General features: G+C 65.8%; 20 protein-coding genes and 1 pseudogene. 10 read left to right on the top strand and 11 right to left on the bottom strand.

The window, feature by feature from the left end; all coding sequences use genetic code 11:
- Nucleotides 1-19: 19 nt before the first annotated feature.
- The 4 genes from WT97_RS00130 (at nt 20) to WT97_RS00145 (ending at nt 3,346) form a co-directional block, all read left to right on the top strand.
- Complete coding sequence (locus WT97_RS00130) at nt 20-1,372, top strand: aminotransferase class V-fold PLP-dependent enzyme (RefSeq protein ID WP_060352564.1); 1,353 nt, start codon at nt 20-22, stop codon at nt 1,370-1,372.
- Nucleotides 1,373-1,557: 185 nt separating this feature from the next.
- On the top strand, nt 1,558-2,025 hold the full coding sequence (locus tag WT97_RS00135; RefSeq protein ID WP_060352565.1) for a cupin domain-containing protein: 468 nt from the start codon (nt 1,558-1,560) through the stop codon (nt 2,023-2,025).
- A 56-nt stretch (nt 2,026-2,081) separates the two neighbouring features.
- Nucleotides 2,082-2,450 carry a hypothetical protein gene (locus WT97_RS00140; protein ID WP_060352566.1) on the top strand — a complete coding sequence of 123 codons (369 nt, stop codon included), beginning with the start codon at nt 2,082-2,084 and terminating at the stop codon, nt 2,448-2,450.
- Nucleotides 2,451-2,524: 74 nt separating this feature from the next.
- Nucleotides 2,525-3,346, top strand: a complete 822-nt coding sequence (locus WT97_RS00145) for an SDR family NAD(P)-dependent oxidoreductase (protein ID WP_060352567.1) — start codon at nt 2,525-2,527, stop codon at nt 3,344-3,346.
- A 125-nt stretch (nt 3,347-3,471) separates the two neighbouring features.
- Here WT97_RS00145 and surE read toward each other — a convergent pair whose 3' ends face one another.
- The 3 genes from surE to WT97_RS00160 form a co-directional block, all read right to left on the bottom strand.
- Entirely contained in the window at nt 3,472-4,251 is a 780-nt protein-coding gene (surE, locus tag WT97_RS00150) for a 5'/3'-nucleotidase SurE (protein ID WP_060352568.1), read from the bottom strand.
- Between the two features lie 187 nt (nt 4,252-4,438).
- The gene (locus tag WT97_RS00155; RefSeq protein ID WP_059500130.1) at nt 4,439-4,747 is read right to left on the bottom strand and encodes an AzlD family protein; all 309 of its coding nucleotides are present in this window, start codon (nt 4,745-4,747) and stop codon (nt 4,439-4,441) included.
- Entirely contained in the window at nt 4,740-5,474 is a 735-nt protein-coding gene (locus WT97_RS00160) for an AzlC family ABC transporter permease (RefSeq protein ID WP_060352569.1), read from the bottom strand. The genes WT97_RS00155 and WT97_RS00160 overlap by 8 nt, the downstream gene beginning before the upstream one ends.
- Before the next feature lie 125 nt (nt 5,475-5,599).
- Between WT97_RS00160 and WT97_RS00165 the strand changes: the two genes are divergently transcribed.
- Both WT97_RS00165 and WT97_RS00170 read left to right on the top strand, forming a co-directional pair.
- Nucleotides 5,600-6,058: an Lrp/AsnC family transcriptional regulator gene (locus WT97_RS00165; RefSeq protein ID WP_006486309.1), complete on the top strand. Its 459-nt coding sequence runs from the start codon at nt 5,600-5,602 to the stop codon at nt 6,056-6,058.
- 219 nt (nt 6,059-6,277) lie between these two features.
- The gene (locus tag WT97_RS00170) at nt 6,278-6,847 is read left to right on the top strand and encodes a hypothetical protein (protein ID WP_034205640.1); all 570 of its coding nucleotides are present in this window, start codon (nt 6,278-6,280) and stop codon (nt 6,845-6,847) included.
- 93 nt (nt 6,848-6,940) lie between these two features.
- Here WT97_RS00170 and WT97_RS00175 read toward each other — a convergent pair whose 3' ends face one another.
- The 3 genes from WT97_RS00175 to WT97_RS00185 form a co-directional block, all read right to left on the bottom strand.
- Nucleotides 6,941-7,573, bottom strand: a complete 633-nt coding sequence (locus WT97_RS00175; RefSeq protein ID WP_060352570.1) for a LysE family translocator — start codon at nt 7,571-7,573, stop codon at nt 6,941-6,943.
- A gap of 125 nt (nt 7,574-7,698) precedes the next feature.
- Nucleotides 7,699-9,099 carry an MFS transporter gene (locus WT97_RS00180; RefSeq protein ID WP_060352571.1) on the bottom strand — a complete coding sequence of 467 codons (1,401 nt, stop codon included), beginning with the start codon at nt 9,097-9,099 and terminating at the stop codon, nt 7,699-7,701.
- A gap of 666 nt (nt 9,100-9,765) precedes the next feature.
- Entirely contained in the window at nt 9,766-10,098 is a 333-nt protein-coding gene (locus WT97_RS00185) for a DUF2322 family protein (protein WP_059500126.1), read from the bottom strand.
- Between the two features lie 190 nt (nt 10,099-10,288).
- Between WT97_RS00185 and WT97_RS00190 the strand changes: the two genes are divergently transcribed.
- Nucleotides 10,289-10,528, top strand: coding sequence for a hypothetical protein (locus tag WT97_RS00190; protein ID WP_059793611.1), 240 nt, complete (start codon nt 10,289-10,291; stop codon nt 10,526-10,528).
- 167 nt (nt 10,529-10,695) lie between these two features.
- Here the strand turns inward: WT97_RS00190 and WT97_RS00195 are convergent, their stop codons facing one another.
- Together WT97_RS00195 and WT97_RS00200 are read right to left on the bottom strand one after the other, a co-directional pair.
- A complete protein-coding gene (locus WT97_RS00195) occupies nt 10,696-12,843 on the bottom strand; it encodes a TonB-dependent siderophore receptor (RefSeq protein WP_060352572.1) in 2,148 nt (715 codons plus the stop codon).
- A 968-nt stretch (nt 12,844-13,811) separates the two neighbouring features.
- A complete protein-coding gene (locus tag WT97_RS00200) occupies nt 13,812-14,513 on the bottom strand; it encodes a flavin reductase family protein (protein ID WP_060031309.1) in 702 nt (233 codons plus the stop codon).
- Nucleotides 14,514-14,737: 224 nt separating this feature from the next.
- Here WT97_RS00200 and WT97_RS00205 point away from each other — a divergent pair, with 224 nt between their 5' ends.
- Both WT97_RS00205 and WT97_RS00210 read left to right on the top strand, forming a co-directional pair.
- A complete protein-coding gene (locus tag WT97_RS00205) occupies nt 14,738-15,064 on the top strand; it encodes a thioredoxin family protein (protein WP_059793617.1) in 327 nt (108 codons plus the stop codon).
- 10 nt (nt 15,065-15,074) lie between these two features.
- A complete protein-coding gene (locus WT97_RS00210; RefSeq protein WP_059793622.1) occupies nt 15,075-15,494 on the top strand; it encodes a secondary thiamine-phosphate synthase enzyme YjbQ in 420 nt (139 codons plus the stop codon).
- A 49-nt stretch (nt 15,495-15,543) separates the two neighbouring features.
- Here WT97_RS00210 and atsR read toward each other — a convergent pair whose 3' ends face one another.
- The 3 genes from atsR to WT97_RS00225 form a co-directional block, all read right to left on the bottom strand.
- Nucleotides 15,544-17,367 carry a hybrid sensor histidine kinase/response regulator AtsR gene (atsR, locus tag WT97_RS00215; RefSeq protein WP_060352573.1) on the bottom strand — a complete coding sequence of 608 codons (1,824 nt, stop codon included), beginning with the start codon at nt 17,365-17,367 and terminating at the stop codon, nt 15,544-15,546.
- Nucleotide 17,368: 1 nt separating this feature from the next.
- Nucleotides 17,369-17,872, bottom strand: coding sequence for a molybdopterin-dependent oxidoreductase (locus WT97_RS00220; RefSeq protein ID WP_060031315.1), 504 nt, complete (start codon nt 17,870-17,872; stop codon nt 17,369-17,371).
- 63 nt (nt 17,873-17,935) lie between these two features.
- Complete coding sequence (locus WT97_RS00225) at nt 17,936-18,808, bottom strand: helix-turn-helix domain-containing protein (RefSeq protein ID WP_060352574.1); 873 nt, start codon at nt 18,806-18,808, stop codon at nt 17,936-17,938.
- A 357-nt stretch (nt 18,809-19,165) separates the two neighbouring features.
- Here WT97_RS00225 and WT97_RS31905 point away from each other — a divergent pair.
- Nucleotides 19,166-19,388 (top strand): annotated as a pseudogene (locus WT97_RS31905) (sel1 repeat family protein); the annotation flags it as partial.

Raw genomic sequence — 19,388 nt, forward strand, 5'->3', positions numbered from 1 at the left:
CCTGACCGAGGCAACCGACATGGACGAACTTGCACTGCTGGCCGACGCCGATCGGCGCGCGCACGCGTATCTGGCCGCAACGAACGAGCGGCGCGCGTTTCCCGATGCGGCGGCGCTCGCCGGTCTCGCCGCGTTCGACGAACCGCTGCCCGACGCGGGCCGCCCGGCCGACGACGTGCTGCGCCTGCTGGACGAGTGCGGCACGCCCGCGACGGTCGCATCGAACGGCCCGAACTACTTCGGCTTCGTGATCGGCGCGACGCTGCCGGCCGCGGCGGCGGCCGAGCGGCTGATGCTCGCGTGGGACCAATGCGCGTCGTCGTACGCGAATTCGCCGGTGGCGGCGACGCTCGAGCGCCAGGCCGCACGGTGGGTCGTCGATGCGCTCGGGCTGCCCGAAGGCAGCGCGGTCGGCTTCGGCACGAGCGCGACGGCCTGTACGCTCGTCGCGCTGGTGGCCGCGCGGCACGCGCTGCTCGCGCGTAAGGGCTGGGATATCGACGAGGATGGGCTGATCGGCGCGCCGGAAGTGAAAGTCGTGATCTCCGCGCTCGCGCACATCACGGTGAAGAAGGCGCTGCGCGTACTCGGCTTCGGGATGAAGCGCATCGTCGTCGCGCCGGTCGATACGCATGGCCGGATCGACCCGGCGCAGTTGCCGTCGCTCGACGACATGACCATTCTCTGCGTGCAGGCCGGCGAAGTGAACACCGGCGAATTCGATCCGTTCGCTGCATTGATTCCGCCCGCGAAGGCGGCCGGCGCGTGGGTGCACGTGGACGGCGCGTTCGGCCTGTGGGCGCGGGCGTCGTCCAAGCGCACGCTGACGGACGGCATCGACGGCGCCGACAGCTGGACGACCGACGGCCACAAATGGCTCAACACGCCGTACGACGGCGCGATGGTGATCTGCCGCGATGCGGCCGCGCTCGCCACCGCGATGAACAGCGACGCTGTCTATCTGAGCGGCGCGCAGGATGCGCAGAAGAACCTGAACCTCGAATTCTCGCGGCGCGCGCGCGGCATTCCCGTGTGGGCCGCGCTGCGGTCGCTCGGCCGCGCCGGCGTGGCGACGATGGTCGAGCGGCATTGCGCGCAGGCGGCACGCGTCGCGGACGGCCTGCGTGCGGCCGGCTACGACGTGCTGAATCGTGTCGTGCTGAACCAGGTGCTCGTGCGCGCCGGCACCGACGAGGAAACGGCGGCGATCGTCGAAGCCGCGCAGGCGTCGGGCGACGTGTGGTTCGGCACGACCGTATGGCAGGGGCGGCCGGCGTTCCGGATCAGCGTGTCGTCGTGGCGCACCGAGGATGCGCACGTCGATCGTCTCGTCGCGTTGCTGACGAAGCTGCGCGGCGTACACGTGGGTTGAGTGTCGCGCTTCGTCCGCGGTTGAAATGGTTGCGTATGCAACTTTACTGCATGCGATGAGGTGCGACGCGGCCTGCGGGGCTGCGTTATGTCTGCAAGCGCGAAAATGTCGGACAATAGCCGCTGCACCGGGCCGCGCCGGAGCCGCGCGTCCAACCGAAGCATTCACGCTTGCGAGAGATCCCCATGTCGACTCCCTTTCCCCGGGAACTGCTGAAAGCCGCCGATATCGCGAAGATGGAACCGACGCGCGAGGTGCATTCGCTCAATCCCAATGCCGTTCGCCTGAAGCGACAACTCAGCGACTTGACCGGCCTGACGCAATTCGGCGTTCATCTGCTCACGCTGATGCCCGGTCACGAATCGGCCGAATATCACCGCCACCTGTACGAAGAAGAATTCGTGTACGTGCTGTCCGGCACCGGCACGGTGACGCTCGGCGAGCGCGCCAGTGAAATCGGTCCCGGCGATTTTCTGGGATTTCCGCGCGGCGGCGAAGCGCATACGGTGCAGAACACCGGCGATGCGCCGCTTGAATTGCTCGTCGGCGGCCAGCGGCTCGAGCACGACGTGTGCGAATACCCGCGCATCGGCAAGCGGCTTTATATCGCCGGCGAACTCGAAGAGTACGTCGAACTGCCGAAACAGCGGTGACGGCCGATTGCACGTCATCTCCGGAGAAGAGTTGCAGCAGCGGGCCGCCTACCTCGATGAGTCAAATCCCTTTTGTTGCGTTTGCGCTCGCGGCGCTCGTGCCCGGCCTGGTGTGGTCGCGTTTGGCCCACGATCCCGGGTCGCTCAAATATTCTGTTCCAATCGCCTACCTCGGTACCGCAGCGTTCGGGATCCCGCAATATCTGCTGGTCATGAAATACTGGCGCGTGTCCGTGTTTTCATCGTGCCTGTGCGGCAGCGTCACGGGGTTGTTGACGTGGATTGCCATCTATTTCATTTACACCGCCGTCCGGGATGACGATGTTTTCAAAGGCGGCTTGGCGGTCGTTTTCGGGTTTCTTGCGTTCGTGGGCCTGGGGGCCGTGGCGGGCTTCGTGTTCTGGCTCATGTACCGTTGGCAGTGATCCAAAGGACGAATTTGCTTCTCGCGGCCCCGTCGCGCTTATGATGCGGGAACGCCACTGACAGGGTTCACGCCATGGACGCGCCGCTCCCGCCGATGTCTTCCCCGATTGCCGAAACGGCTCCCGACACCGAAGCTGCCGCCGAGCCGCGCGCGTTGCGTGTGCACCAGCCGGTCGCGCTCGTTACCGGCTCGACGTCGGGGATCGGCGCGGCTGTCGCCCGCCGCCTGGCGGCCGACGGCTACGCCGTGATCCTGCATTCGCGCAGTTCGGCCGATACCGGGCGTGCGATGGCGCGCGAACTCGGCGCGGCCTACGTGCAGGCCGATCTGGCGGACGATGCGCAGCGCGTGCGGCTGATCCGCGATGCACTCGCCGTGCACGGGCGGCTCGACGTGCTCGTCAACAATGCGGGCGCCAGCCGCGTGATTCCGCATGACGACCTCGCGGCGGCCACGCCCGACGTGTGGCGCGAGATGCACGAGATCAACGTGATCGCGCCGTTCAGGCTCGTCGCCGAAGTGCAGGCCGCGCTGCGCGAGGCGGCGTCGCACGGGCGGGCCGGGTGCGTCGTGAACGTCAGTTCGCATGCGGGTGTGCGGCCGAAGGGTGCGTCGATTCCGTATGCGGCCGCGAAGGCCGCGCTCAATCACACGACGCGGCTGCTCGCGCGTACGCTCGCGCCGGCGATTCGCGTCAACGCGGTCGCGCCGGGGCTCGTCGATACGCCGCTGACCGCCGACTGGACGCAAGCGCAGCAGCTCTGGCGCGAGCACGCGCCGATGCGTCGCGCGGCGACGCCGGACGATATCGCACAGAAGGTCGCGATGCTCGTCGCATCCGACTACGTGACGGGCGAGATCGTGATGCTCGACGGCGGGTTGAATCTGACGTGATGCAGTGATGCAGTGATGCGGCGATACGGGGATGCGGGGATGCGGGGATGCGGGGATGCGGGGATGCGGCGGCGCGCAGGCAACGCATGTCGCGCAACCGCCAGGCCGTTCGAAGGCGCGCGCGATCAGCCGAGGTTCGACCGCAGCCGCGCGAGCGCGTGCTCGTGCGTGCGCTCGAACTTCAGCGGCGTGACCGCGATATACCCTTCGCCCAGCGCGACCGTTTCGGAATTCGCATCGTCCTCGCGCGGTGCACGCGCGAGCTTCAGCCAGTGATATTCGATGTCGCGCGGATCGCATCCCGACACGATCTCGACGCCCTGCAGCGTGCCGGCGCCCTGGCTCGTCACCTTCAGGCCGCGCACGTCCTCGGCCGGTCGCGCCGGGAAATTCACGTTGAGGCACGCATCGCTGTCCCAGCCGGCGGCGACGAGCCGGCGGATGACGTCCGACGCATGCGCGCGCGCCGTGTTCCACGGCACTGCGTTGCGATCCGCGAACGCCTGACTCAGCGCGATGGCCGGCACGCCGACCAGCATGCTGGTCATGGCCGCGCCGACCGTGCCGGAAAACACCGTTTCGGTGCCGAGGTTCGCGCCGCGATTCACGCCGGACAGCACGACGTCGGGCCGCGCACCGTTCATCAGATGGCTGACCGCGATCGCGACGCAATCGCCCGGCGTGCCGCGCACAGCGAAGCGGTGCTCGCCCTTGCGATGCACGCGCAGCGGTTCGTGCAGGCTCAGCGAGTGCGACGTGCCGCTCTGATCTTCGGCCGGCGCGACGATCCACACTTCGCGCGCGAGTTGCGTGGCGACCTGTTCGAGTATTTCAAGGCCGGGAGCGTCGAATCCGTCGTCGTTGGTGAGCAGGACACGGTCGAACAGCGGGCGGGTTTCTGGCATCGGGACGATCCTCGCGAAGGGCAATGAGAGGGGAGTGCGGCATGGCGCAAGCCACAAGGCTAGCACTCCGGCGCGAGGATCGTCGTGTCGCGCCCGGGGGGCGATCGGCGCGGACGTGAAACGGGCGCATCGCGCGCCCGTTCGTCGTGTCTTGGAACGTGTTGCCGGCGTGGCCGGGCGGACCCGCTCAGCCGAGCAGATGCCGCAGCAGGCCGGCTGACACGACGCCGACGATGACGGTCGGCAGGATCGACAGGCGCGTCGCCGCGACGAGCGTGATCGCGAGCGCGAGCAGGTCGGCCGGGCGCGTCGACACGAAGGCCGGCGCGATCACCGAGATCAGCACGCAGCCCGGCACGTTCTCCATGACCGACGCCATCCGCGGGCTCAGCGTGCGGTTGCGCAGCAGCACGTAGCCGAGGATGCGCGACAGGTAGGTGGTTGACGCCATCAGCACGATCGTCGCGACCGTGCTGAAATCCGGAAGCTCAGGCATCGCGCGGCTCCCACAGCAGCGCGGCGATCAGCCCCGCGCATGCGCCGGCCGCGACATACCACGCGCCGGGCAGCGCGAGATGGGTGGCCGCCGCGACGACGAGGCTCACGAACCACGGGCGGCTCGCGCGCACGCCTTTCCACATGCCGCGCAGCAGCACCAGAAACACGGCCGTGAACGCCATGTCGAAGCCGTACTGTTCGACGTTGCCGATCGTCGGGCCGACCGCCGCGCCGAGCGTGGTCATCGAGATCCACGTCAGGTAGAGCCCCGAGCACACGCCCGCATAGTAGGGGACGCTGATGTGCGCGGCCGAGCGCGAGCGCGCATCGGCGAGCGACATCGCCCAGCTCTCGTCGCACATGAAGAACAGCGCGAAGAACGCACGGCGGCGCGGCAGGCGCCGGATATACGGCTCGAACGCGGCGCCCATCAGGATGTGGCGCGAATTCACGAGAAACGACATCGCGACGATCAGCGCGATGTGCGGCGGCGACGTCCACAGATGGATCGCCGCGAATTCGGAGCCGCCGCCGAAGTTCAGGCCCGTCATCATCGGCACCTCGAACAGGCTCAGCCCTTTTTGCGCCGCCTGTGCGCCCAGCACGAGCGCGAACGGCACGAAACCAAGCATGACAGGCAGCGCCGCGCGCAATCCGCGACCCATCTCGGCAAGATACGCGGGCTTGTCGCGAAGCCCGGACGACGTTGAAACGCTACTGCTCATCACTCCTCCTTCGGGGCAGGGATTGTCTGCTTTTTTGACTCGAATCGGATTGCGTTGTCGCCAGATATTTCGCAGAATTTGGCATCAAACGCTTGATACCTGATTTTTTTAGAATTGGATGCCAAATGAAACTTGACGCCATCGACCGCCGGATCCTGAGCGCGCTGCAGCGCGACGGCCGCATGCAGAACGTGGAGCTGGCGCACGAGGTCGGGTTGTCGCCGTCGCCGTGTTTGCGGCGCGTGCGGCTCCTCGAGGAAGCCGGCGTGATCGAGAAATACGTGGCCGTGTTGAACCCGGCGAAGGTCGGCAAGGGGCTGACGATCTTCACGCGCGTATGGCTGAAGGGACAGGACGCGGAATCGGTGAACCGTTTCGCCGAGGCCGTCCAGCAGATGCCGGAAGTCGTCGAATGCCACCTGATGGCCGGCGACTGCGATTTCCTGCTGCGCGTCGTCGCGGCCGACATCGACGATTACCGGCGCTTCCAGATGGAATACCTGACGCGCATTCCCGGCGTGCTCAGCGTGAAGACCGACATTCCGATGCAGAAGGTCAAGCTCACGTCGGCGCTACCGACCTGAACCGGGGCGGCCGCGCGGCGGCGCGTCGACGCGCGGTCATCGCGCGGTGACAATCGCCGGATAAACTGATGGGGTGAGTCGCGTCGCACGGATTGTTCGTGTGGCCGCGCATTGTTCGATGTGCAAGCAACTAACGGTCAATGCCGACGCGATCGGCCAAACGGCGCGGCGCGCCGGTCATACGTCGGAGCGAATGCGTTTCTTCCTGTCGAGCCTTACATGCAGCCATTCAATACGCCGTGGAATTCGCTGGAAATCGTCAAGCTCGTGCTCGGCGTGCTGACGCCGTTGTCGGTCGCGTGTCTCGGCTGGCTCGTCGCGCGCCGGCTGAAGCGGCTCGAACTCGTACAGTGGACCAACCAGCGGCTGATCGAGAAGCGGCTCGCGCTGTACGACACGGTCGCGCCGCAGCTCAATGCGCTGCTGTGCTTCTATACGTGGATCGGCTACTGGAAGGACATCTCGCCGGACGACGTGATCCGCGCGAAGCGCGACCTCGACCGCACGTTCCACATCTACCGCTACCTGTTCGACGACGATGTATACGACGCGTATCACACGTTCATCCATGCGCTGTTCGAGATGCATACGGGGCCTGGCCGCGACGCGCGGATCCGCTCGCTGATCCACGCGCCCGACGGCGACCGCAGTGTGCACGGTTCGTATGAATGGAAGCCGGCGTGGTCCGAGCGTTTCTCGACCGCGAATGTCGTGCCCAGGGACGACGTGCTGCGCCATTACACGCAACTGATGGAACGGCTGCGCGTGGCGCTGGGCGCGACGCGCTGAAGGCTTCGGTGCCTGCGCGCCCGCGCACGTGAAGCAGAGGCGGCGCACGGTGGCGGCTGATATGCCCGCGTCATCACCTCTCTGCTGCCTGCGTCAGTGGCGCCCGGCCACCGCGAGCCGCGCGGCGAGGCCGACGAACACCGTGCCGAGCAGATATTGCGGCACCTTCGACGGACGGCGGCGCGCGCCGATCCGTCGGCTCAGCCGGCTCGCGGAGAGAATCACCGCGCCGTTCACGACGATCCCGATCAGGTTGAGCACGGTCGCAAGCACGAGAATCTGCACGGCGATCGAGCCGTGTTCGGGCCGCACGAACTGCGGAAACAGCGCGAGGACGAACAGCGCCATCTTCGGGTTCAGCAGATTGGTCGTCAGCCCTTGGCGGAAGATCACCGCGGTCGAACGGCGACGTTGCGACGCGATAGGCGACAGCGTGGTTGCATCCGAACGGAACGTTTTCCACGCGAGATACAGCAGATACGCAGCGCCCGCGAAGCGCACGACGTCATACGCGAGCGGCACCGCGACGAAGAGCTGCGACAGCCCGAGCGCCGCCGCGAGCGCATGGCAGTAGGTGCCGGCCTGAATGCCCGCGAGCGTCGCGAAGCCGGCGCGGCGGCCCTGGCTCACGCTGCGGGACGCGATCAGCAGCATGTCGGGGCCGGGTGTGGCGGTCAGCGCGAGACACGCGCCGGAGAACAGCACGAGCGTGGAGAGATCGATCACGGGAAACCCTTTCGCCGACGAGGCGTGAAAGGGAGATCAGTTTAGGAACGCCGTCGCGGGCAGTCAACCGTGACGCGAGAGACGGCCGGCGCGGTATGGCTTCGCGATCGCGCCGGCCGCGGCTCTCACTCGGCGACGTGCGTCATGCCGGGCGCCGGCACGGCCGGTACGCCGGCCGCGCGCGCATCGGCGGGCATCGCCCACGCGAGCCATTGCGTGCGCAGCAACACGAGCGCGGCGCATGCGCTGCTCGCGAGCACGCCGAACGTCACGAAGCCGAGCTGATAGCTGCCGGTGCTTTCCTTCGCGATGCCCATCACGACGGGCAGGTAGAAGCCGCCGATGCCGCCCGCGGCGCCGACGATCCCGGACAGCAGCCCCGTCTTGCCCTGCCAGCGATGCGGCACGAGCTGGAAGGTTGCGCCGTTGCCGAGCCCGAACGCAACGTACAGACAGATCAGCAACGCAATGCCGCCGGCCAGTGGCGGCATCCATGCGGCGAACGCGAAATCGGCGACGGCGATCGCGGTGAGCAGCACGATCAGCGCGCGCACGCCGCTGACGCGGTCCGCGATGAAGCCGCCGAGCGGCCGCACGATCGCGCCGAGGAACGCGAGCAGCGACATGAACAGGCCGGCGTCGATCTTCGGCATCTGGTACAGCGACGTCAGCAGCAGCGTGACATACGACGACATGCCGACGAAGCCGCCGAACGTGATGCTGTAGATCAGCATGATGACCCACGTGTCGCGCTCGGCGAGCACCGCGCGATAGCGAGCGGGCAGGATCGCGATCGCGAGCAGCGCGCCCATCACCGGCAACAGCAGGACGCCGGTCTTGCCGACGCCGAACAGCCCGCCGTGCACGGCCAGCACGAGCGCGACGAGGCCGACGAGCGTGATCGCGAATGCGCCGAGCGCGCGTGGCACGCTGCCGGACTTCTCGCCGCGGTCGTCGGCCCAGGCGACGATCGCGACGCCCGCGATCGCGAGCAGCGGCAGTGCGGCGGCCGTCGACAGCTTCCAGCCGACTGCCGCCGCGATGTGCGGAAACATGAAGCCGTCGAGGACCGCGCCGATGTTGCCCGCTGCGGCGAGGCCGAGCACGAGCCCCTGCACCTTCGGCGGATAGCTGCTGCCCGCCATCGGCAGCGCCACCGCGAAACTGGCGCCGCCCATGCCGAGGAACACGCCGAGGACGAGCAGCAGCGCATACGACGGCGTGCCGGGCACGCACGGCAACACGACGGACGGCAGCGCCGACAGCACGACGCCCATCAGCGCGATGCTGCGCCCGTTTGCGGACTGGTACAGGTTGCCGAGCGTCACACGCAGGATGGCCGCCGCGAGCACCGGCACCGCGACGAGAAAGCCCTGTTGTGCGGCGGACATCGCGATGTCCTTGCCGATGAACGGCGCGAGCGGGCCGTACAGCACCCAGACCGTGAAGCCGGTATCGAAATACAGGAAGCACGCGAGCAGCGAGCGCCAGTTGCCGCTCTGCAGGGAGGTGCGCAAACGCGTCATGGTGAAGACCTCTGCGAATTGCCGGTCGGACACCGGCGGGATCGGTCGGAACATCGCGAGGCGCCGCGTCGCGGCGTCAGGGTCGTTGTTGGCAATATGTATGCCAGCACGCGCGAAATGCCGCGAATGCGGTGTCCGGCCTGCTTCGGCGCGGCATTGGAGAGGTTCGTCAGCGCTCGACGCGACAAAGGGGGCGGCACTGGCGGCGTGCGTGCGGCGCAGTGCTGGTGCGGCAATGCACAGCGACGACTCCGGATACGGTCGTTTGCGGGGCGGGGTTGTCCGTGTACTCGGTGAGCCAGGCGGGCGGCGTGCTGCCCGGAACGCGGATCCTCTGCGCACGGATTCAGTGCGGCGCGAGATCCCGCCGGCGATCACGTTCGCTCGCCTGGTGGGGCCTGCGTCGAGACTCGGAGACGGGCCGGTTTCGGAAGGGGGATCGCGCGAATTCCCGGCAGCGCCGGGTGACGGCATCGGGATCGTGTGCCGGTTGAACTGCTGACCGGTGAAGGGCCGAAGTCGGACGATTCCGGTGTGATGCGGTCGGGCCTCGGTGTCGCTCGGCCTCGGGCACGGTGGGGCTGCTTTCGTGTGGCACAGCCGGGCGCGCAGCGGTCCGGCGCGCCCCGCAGCAAGAAGCGGCGGCGTGCCGGATCGCTGCGTAGCTCAGCCTTTCGCGACGATGTCGATGCGCAGCGCTTCGCCGCCGCCGACGATCGCCAGCAGCCGATCGACGTTCGGGTGCGCGCCCGGACGATTGCGCGCGTCGGCCGTATGCTCGGCGAACACCGCGAGGCCGTGTTCGGCCGCTTTCGCGTCGAGGGAGCCGAATGCCTGCTTCAGATAGTGGTACACCGCGAGCGAGCCCTGCTTGCCCGGCTGGTTCTCGATGGTCGCGACCACGTCGCCGTTCGCGCCGACGAGATCGATGTGCGCGATGCCGTCGATGGCCGGCAGTTGCGCGAGGTTGTCCTTGAATACTGGGGTCGGTCGAATCACTTGAAGCACTCGGTCGGTTGGGGGTTTGATCATAGGTCGAGGTGACCGACCGTATGTTATCTGATCAGCTACGGTGCACTCTTCGGCGTCACCGAGCTCGCAGCGCATTGCGAATGCCAAGCCCAATCCGCGAAATAATCTCCTGGACGATGGAGCATACTACGTACCCGAGGCACGACCGGAGGACACGATGGGCACCATAAGCATGCAAGCGATCGTGAGCAATACGACGATTCAAGTCGTTTTTACGCCGGGTGACGCGGAAGCTACGATTTACATCGTGAACGGAGAGCATGGCTCGTATCAACCCCGCCATATGGACGTTCGCGAATATGGCGAAGCCGGAATGTCCGCCGAGGACATTGTCCGGCACCTCCTCGAAGTCGTTTCAATTTCCGTCGAGGAGCTTGATCGCATGCGTCCCGGCTGAGCCGGCTCGGCCGCCGCGGTGGCGAGCCGGCGTGTAGAGCGCGTCAACAAAACGCCCTCGACGTTGCAGGCAGCGCCCCCGAGGCGCTCGTTTCGGTCGACGAGCTTGCTCGCGATCGGATGTCGCGCCCAGCCGCACCATCATTCCCCGTTGGGCACATTCGGGTTCTACATCTCGTACCGCAACGTTGCCATGACGCTGCGCGGCGCCCCCGGCATGTTGAGGTTGGGACTCGAGCCGTGTGCCGAAACGATATAGCCCTTGTTGAACAGGTTGTAGAGGTTCAACTGGAGCGAGATCGGCCCGTGCGCGTACCAGGCCATCATGTCGGCCGTCACGTAGCCCGGCAAGGTCACAGTGTTCTGCGGATCGGCCATGCGCGCGCCGACGAAGTTCAGGCCGCCGCCGACGCCGAAGCCGCTGCCGAGATTCTTGGTCAGCCACAGGTTGCCGGAGTGGCGCGGAGTGAGCGTTGCGCGTTTGTCCTGCAACGCCGCGGTCGACTTGGTGACGGTCGCATCCAGGTACGCATAGCCTGCCAAAACGCGCCAGCCGTGGCCGAGTTCCGCGGCCCCGCTGAGTTCCATACCGTCGGTCCGCTGCTCACCGATCGGAATCAGTGCCGTGCTGGTCGCATTGGCGACCTTGATGTTGCTGCGATCCAGCCGGAATACGGATATCGTCGTGGTGGCCTTGCCGCCAAGCCAGTCGTACTTCGCGCCGATCTCGGTGTTGGTCGTGGTTTCCGGAGCGAGTTCCGCATTGTTGGCCGCCAGCGAAAACGTCTCGCCGGAAGGCTGGAAGGAGCGGCTCCACGACACGTAATACGACTGCGTCGTGGTCGGCTGCCAAACCAGGCCCAGGCGTGGGCTCCATGCCGTGTCCGTACGCGACAGCCCCGGCTGCTTGGGACGTCGGTCGATCGTTTCCTGCTCGAAGCGATCGTAGCGGATGCCGAGCAGCGCCTTCCACTGATCGTTGAAGCTGATCAAGTCCTGCGTGTAGAACCCCAGCGTCTTGAAGATGCCGAGGTTGTTGGCGGCCGGCGTGGCCGACGTGTGGAGCGGCAGCGTCGGCAGGGCCGGCGTGAACAGGTCGAAGTTCATCGGCTTTCCGTTCGCGCCGGTGACGGGAGCGGAATAATTGACGAGATCCTTGTTCTGCTGGCCGAATTCCATCCCGTACAGCAACTCGTGCTTCATGCCGAACAGCGTGGCCTTTTGCGTGAGATCGGTCTGGTTGAACCAGCCGTGTTCCTCACGATAGACGTTGCCGTGATTCAGCGTAAAAGTCCGGTTCGCTTCGTTGACGCTGCCGACGAGCGTGTTGTTCCGGTCGAGCGAATAGTGGTAGTAGCGAGTGGCGTTGCGGATCGACCACTGCTCGTTGAACTCGTGCTTGATCGTGGCGGTGCTCGAGTAGACACGCGACCGCGTGTAGTCCACCTCGCCGGCATTCGCCGCACCGTAATAGGCGGATGCCGGCACGTCGACCGGTCGTCCCTTGTAGGCCGGGATGCCGAAGTCCGTCACACGGCGATCTTCGAGGTAGTCGGCTTGCAGCAACACGGTCGTCTTGGGCGCGATGCGAAATTCGAACGACGGTGCGACCGCCGTGCGATTCAGAAACTGCTGCGAGCGATAGCTCTTGGCCTCTTCGTGCGCGCCGGTTATCCGGAAGGCGGCCGCGCCGTTTGCGAGCACCCGTCCGACATCGGCTTCGACTCGGCGATCGGCCCACGAACCGTAGCTGATGCCAAGATTGGTGACGTCGACTCCGGGCTTTTTCGTCACACGATTAATTAGTCCACCTGAAGAACCTCGGCCATAAAGAACGGCGGCGGGGCCCTTGACGACCTCAACCCGATCGACGTTCGAGAGATCGCGGAAATACAGTGCATCGTCGCGAATGCCATCGACGAACTGGTCGGCGATCGCGGAGAAGCCACGAATGGTCACCTGGTCGCGCTGACCGTCGCCGGTCGAGAAGCCAACCCCGGCCACGTTCTTCAGGACGTCCTGCAACGAGTTTGCATGCTGATCGCGCATCACTTCGGCCGTGACCACGTTGACCGTCTGCGGGATATCGCGCAGCGGCGCATCGATCCTGGTCGCGCTGACTGCGCTGAACGGGTTGTAGCCTTCTCCCGGATCGCGAATCGAACTCGCGCTGACGGACACGGCCGGCAGCACGTCGGCGGCCGGGCTTGCCGGCGCCGGCGCGCTTTCCTTTGCGAAGACCCCACCCACCAGGATCGGCTGGCACGCGGCGGCGGCCAGAACGGCGCGTCGTGCCGGTTGCAATACTCGTCTCATCGTCCACCCTGTCGTATGTAATAGTTCGTAATTCCGTAACGCGACGCATTATCATTTGAAAGGAAAGGAAGGTCAACAAGTGTTGCGTAGCTGCAAGGCTATTGATTTGTCTGATGTTTTGTTCGATGACAAGCTTGTTCCACGTATGCGCCCAGCTCACGGCATAGGCGTTAAAAATCCGCTTGGACTCACCTCGTTTATCGACGTCCGTAGTCGAGCCATCATCACGTCAGCGCCGTAGACGCAAAGATGGCCGCCAGCATTGACGTGTATGCCGGCGAGCCGGTGTGTAGAGTCGGCTAGCAAAACTCTGTCGCGGTCGTCGGCACCGTGTCGGGCGAACGCGCAACAGCGCGAGCGGATGCCGGCCGAGCGTGACACCCATCGCGTTGTAGTCCGGACGACGCGCTCGCGGACGGACATGATGCCAACGCGGGTGAACAGCGCCTTGGCCTGCGCTTCGTTGAGTAGCTGACCGGCAAGTCGGCCAGGTCCACCGCGCCCGCCTTCCCGGCAGATTCGGCCGCAGCGGCGCATACCTGCCGGCGCCCGAGCTAGAAGGCGCAGGATGTCAAGGGCGTCGGCCGCGGTGGCCAGCTACAGCTGAACCGATGCCCAGAGCCGGCGTTGCATGCGCTGGCCGGTTTCCGATCCATGATGTGTCGGTGCGCTGCCCGTACGCGTCGAATCGAGTGCTTCAGGTGGGTCATGTCATCCATGCGGAAGCGCTGCGGGAGGGCGGCGCGTAGGGCGGTGCCGCGCCAAGTCGCAGCGCGCCGACGCGGGCGCCGAACGCGTGCCATCGGTTCGATCGCGAGATTACGATCGCTGTGTCGATCTGCGCGATCAGCACGGCGATGCATCGGGTCGGCCGTGTGAAAGGGTGCTGGGCCGGCGCAGCGGTATCGGCCACGTGTGCGGAAGCAGGGCGGCGTGTCGGATTCACCGGAATTCGCGCGCGCGCTTCATTACCGCCCAGTACCGGTCAGCATGCCCGCGTCGCGCGAGCGCTCGATGTCGGGACTGCGATACGCGAGTTCGGGAATCTCGGCGAGCCGCGACGCATGCACCTGTCGCGGCGCCAGCCCATAGAACTTCTGGAAGCTCATGATCAGCGGCGACCACTTGTCCGGATCGATGCGGTCCGGATGACCGTCCATCAGCAGGTCGGGATGCACGTGCACGCGCTGGATGCGCAGCTCGAACACGCGGATGCGGCCGCGCAAGTCGGGCATGTCGTCGCCGATCCCGTGCGTGGCCGCGACGACCGCCTCCAGATGCACAGGACATTCGAGCGCGCGCGGCGGCGCGACGGTTTGCGATGCCGTTTCGGCCAGCCCAGCCGTGCCGAACTTGTCGGGTTCGAATACGTACCCCTTCGCGCGCTTGCCATCGGGCACCGGGTACGTGCCCGTCGTGCGCGCGATACGGTCGACCGCGTCCGCCTGCGCCGACGATGGCAGGTTCAGCACGCATTCGCCGGTGCGTAACAGGTTGCGGGTGGTCTGCGAGCTGGCGGCGATTCCGATCACGCCGCGCCAGCCGAGCCAGAACGCGGACGAGATCGGTGCGAGATTGGCCGTGCCGTTTTCGTTCAGCGTGCTGACCAGCACGACGGGCGTGCCGAAGTAGAGAATGTTTGGTTCGGTGACGCAATGCGGCGCATTCATGGTTGAGTCCTTCGCTGACGGGATCGGTTCACATGCTGATCCCGTCGAGACGGCGCGGCGCTCCGAATCTTGTCGTGTCATTCCGAAAGGTACGCAAAGGCGCGGTGGCGCCCGCCCGGACCGGCCGGCAGTGCGCGGGCTTTTCCGCTACAGTAGGAAATCGAAGGCTGCACGCATCAGGCTGGCGCGTGCAGTCACGTTCCGCCAACGCACACGAGGGCCCGATGGACACCGAGCAACGCTATACCGCCAACGCGCCGACCCGCGCGGAAGTCGACGCACTGAGCGGCGCAACCGTCATCGAATTCGGCGCGAACTGGTGCGGAATCTGCGCAGGCGCGCAGCCCGCGATCACGGCGTCGTTCTCCGAGCATCCTGCCGTGCGGCACCTGAAGATCGAGGACGGCCCCGGCCGTCCGCTCGGCCGCTCGTTCGGCGTGAAGCTGTGGCCGACGCTGGTATTCCTGCGCGACGGGGTCGAAGTCGCGCGGGTCGTGCGCCCCGCCGACGCGAAGCAGATCGAAGCCGAAGGCTTCGCCGCGCTGGGCTGAGGTCATGGCAATGCAACAGGCCATCACGCATGTCGGCGTCGATACGCGCGGCAGCGGCCTCGTCGAAATCACGCCGCAGGTACGAGCATTCGTCGACCAGCAGGCGATCCGCACCGGCCTGCTCACCGTGTTCTGTCGCCACACGTCGGCGTCGCTGCTGATCCAGGAGAACGCGGATCCGTCGGTGCAGCGCGATATCGAACGCTATTTCGCGACGCTCGCGCCCGAGGACGACACGCGATACGAGCACGACACCGAAGGCGCCGACGACATGCCCGCGCATCTGCGCACGGCGCTCACGCAAGTGCAACTGTCGATTCCGGTCGAGCACGGGCGCATGGTGCTCGGCACGTGGCAGGGGATCTATCTGTTCGAACATCGGCGCGCGGCGCACCGGCGCGACGTCGTGCTGCATCTGATCGGCGAGTAGGCGCGTAGCAGGGCAAAGCGGCGAACGCGCGATGCCGCGTTGGCGCGGCTCAGGCGAGCAGCTTCTCGACGAGCGCGCCGAGTTCGCGCAGGTGAACCGGCTTCGGCAGGAACGCGTCGAACACCCGCTGGTTTTCGCGCAGCGCTGCCGATTCATACGCGCTGACGCCGAGGATAGCCGGATGCCGGCCGTCGTCGTCGGGTTCCGCCACCGCGCGAATGCGCCGCGCCACGTCGAATCCGCTCAGGTCCGGCAGTTCGAGATCGAGCACGACGAGGTCGTAGCGGCCCGTTCCGAAGCGCGCGACACCTTCCTGTCCGGTGCCGCACAGATCGGCCTCGATGCCGAGCGCCGACAGCATCGCGCCGAGCGTTTCGCGCGCGTTGTCGTTGTCGTCGACCACCAGCGCGCGCCGCCCGAGGTGCGCCAGCACCGGCGGCAGCGCGGGCATGTCGGCCGCGCTGCCGCCCGCGCCCGTATCGACGCCGGGTACTTCGACGGGCAGCGTCACGACGAACTCGCTGCCTTCGCCGACCACGCTGCGCACGTCCACATGCCCGCGCAGCGTCGTCACGATCTCGCGCACGACCGCGAGCCCCATGCCGATCCCGTCGACGTGCAGTCCGACCGCGTCGTTCGCGCGATAGAACGGCTCGAAGATTTTCGACAGATGCTGCTTCGCGATGCCGGCGCCGGTGTCGCGTACGGCGATCCTCACCTGCTGGCCGGCCGGCGCATCGGCGAGCGTGATCGCCACCGTGATCGAGCCGCCGACCGTGTACTTGACCGAGTTCTCGATCAGGTTCGACAGCACCTGCCGCAGCAGCTTGCGATCGGAGCGGATCGCGAGGCCGGGCGGCTCGACGAGCTGCGTGACCGAGATCCGTTTCGCCACGATCTTCTCACGCAGCGGTTCGAGCACTTCGGCAAGCAGCGGCGCGACGCCGACGGTATCCAGTTCGGCGATGCGCTTCGTCGAGCGCAGCTTGATGTAGTCGGTGAGGTCTTTGACGAGCGCTTCGAGCGACAGCGCCGAATTCTGTAGCCGCCGGATCGTCTTCAGGTTCGCGTCGGACTGCGCTCGCGCGAGCAGGATCTCGATCGATCCGCAGATCGCCTGCAGCGGCGTGCGCAGCTCGTGGCTGACCATTCCGAGGAACGCGTTCTTCGCCTCGATCATCTCGAACGCGCGGTCGGACGCCTTGCGTTCCGCGTCGAGCGCCGCGTGTTGCCGTTCGAGCAGGTCGTCGCGCGTGCGCATCGTATAGAGCAGCAGCAGGAACAACGCGCAGAGAATCACGCCGAGCACGATGCCGAGGATCAGGATCGCGCGCTGCTTGTCCTTCAATTGATGGAACGTGAAATCGCGCTGCGCCATTTCGATCGCGCGGAAGTAGTTCGCGAGGCCGTTGACCTTCGGCCAGTACGCATTGACTTCGTCGATTACCTGCCGCGCCTGCGTCGGCGCGTCGCGCAACGGCGGCACCTCGCGCTTCAGGCGCGTCATGAATTCGCCGAGCGCGTCGATCTCGTTGCGCGCGCGCGGAATGCGCAGCCAGTATTCGGACACTTCGGACGGCCGCTGCAGGAATCCGAACGACACCGACAGGCTGTCGAGCTGCACCTGTACGTGATCGAAGTCTTCGTCCTCGTGCGTCGCGTACAGGATCAATTGCCGGTCGAAGCGCGTGTAGACGTTGCGGTACTGCGCGGCGGTCCAGAACACGCCTTCGCGCGGCCCCTCGAGCACGCCCTCGTTGACCGAGGTGGCGAGGAGATCCCACAGCAGGAACGCCCACGCGGCGAATCCCATGATCCACAGCGAGCCGAGGACCAGGATGATTTTTCTATTTTTCCATCGCCGCCGCGTCATTTCACTTCACGGTCAGACCGATGATCTGCCATGCGAACTTGGCTTCGCCGAGCGGCGTTTTCAGCTCGTCGGGATACTGGTCGCGCGGATACATGATCCACAGCGGGCCGTAGTTGTCGTTGCCGAGCACCTTGCCGTTCATCGTCCGCGCGAGGATCACGCCGTACTTGTCGGCGTCGGAGACGGGAATCGTGAACGTGTATTCGTCGATGCAGCGGAATTCGATCTGCGTGCCTTGCGCGCCGACCGTCTTCAGCACGTCGGACAGGCGCGGTCCGGTGAAGGTCGCCTTCGGCGTCCAGCTCGTCGACGTGACGATCGTATGCTGCGGCAGCGCCATCAGCGCCTGCTCGGAAAAGACGTAGGTCGTCTTCCCCTGCTGGTTGCTCTTGCTGATCTTGCCGTCGACGGTGAACGTGAACGACGAAGCGGCCCATGCCGCGGCGGCCATCCCGAGCAGGCAGGCCGTCAGCAGGCTTTTGGTCCAGATGGTAGAAATGCGCATGTCTTTCCCCTCGGTCTGATGGTTGGTGTAGCCGGTTGTCGTCCCGGCGTCGGTTTCCGGTTCTCAGTTCGTGGCCGCCGCGGCCGGCAGCGTGAGTTTCAGTTCGCGGGCGATTTCCGCGAACAGGATCGGCAGGCGCACCGGCTTTTCTTCGCAGCGCGCGTTGTAGTGCGACACGATGTGCGCGATCTCGTCCTCGCTCGCTTCGCCGGTCGAGATCTTGCCGGTCAGCAGGAAGATCGGCGCGCCGCTGTTCTCGCTCGAGCGGATGCTGCGCACGAGTTCGGCGGCCGTCTGGTCGCCGAGCATCCAATCGAGGATGTATCCGTCGAAATCCTCGACTTCCAGCGCCTTGCGGAAGCTCGCGCCGTCGAAGTACGGAATCGCGTTCACGCCTTTCTCGATGAAATATTCGCAGACCGTTTCGGCGACATCGTGCGAATCGTCGACCACGGCGATCCGCGCCGCATACACGTTCGGCTGCGCCGAGCGCAGCTCGATCACGTCGACCGGATACGTGCGGCCCTCGCGCGCATGCTCGCGTTCGGTGACGATCCATTCGCCCTGCCATTGCAGCGCGACGAAATCCGTTTCGATCTGGCTGGTGGCCTTCGTCGAGATCGCTGCGCGGCAGCGCAAGCGTTTCGATTCGATCACGAACGTCGCGTCGATCATCTCCGCCGCGGCCGGCTGCGTGCCCTTGTCGTCGAGCAGGATCGCGGGTGGCACGCCGAAGTGCGTCGCGATGTCCTGCAACTGCGACAGGTTCCACGGGATCAGGCCTTTCATCTTGCGCGTGACGACCGAGAAGCTCAGACCGAGCACGTTCGCGATCGTCGTGTTGTGACTTCGCGGCGGAATGCCGTTCCGGTTCAGGAGATCGCGCACCTTGTTGGCGGTGATGAGATCGACGTTGGCCTGCTCGGTGGTGGACATCTCGATGGGGTCTCCAGGGGTTTTGGCGAGGAAGAGCATATCAAAGCTGACGCGCTACGCAAACTTCAAACACGCGAATGCCCTTGACATGCCATTTTTCTCCATTATTATTGCTCACCACGTCACTATTGTTTGCTGCGTCATGTTTGGAGATCGATGCCGGCACAGTCGGATCAGCGCAGAGCGGCAGCAATGAAGCAGTGACGGAACGATTCGAAGAGAGAACCTGAGAGAGCCTTGGCAGCGTGTCGGCGTGCGCGGATTGTATCCGCTGCGCCGCGCGCAACCGGGTAAACGCTCGCGGGGATGGGATAGCTCGAAGAATTGCGGCGCCAATAAAACTTGAGGAAAGTACCAATGTATCGCCGTTTACTCGCACCGGGGCTGCTGTTGCTGTTGGCCGCGTGCGCGCAGGATCCGTCGGTTACCGCCGGCACGGTACGGATCTGCGACGACACAGGTTGTTCCGATCGCCCTAAAGATCAGGTCTCCTATCAAAAAAGGGACGACGCGGAAGACCGCGAAGATCCGCGCATCGCCGCGCTCAAGCAAACCGCGAAAACCCAGCCGAAGGCCGCCT

Origin of the sequence: Burkholderia sp. MSMB1459WGS, assembly GCF_001534535.1 — a bacterium.
Taxonomy (GTDB): Bacteria; Pseudomonadota; Gammaproteobacteria; order Burkholderiales; family Burkholderiaceae; genus Burkholderia.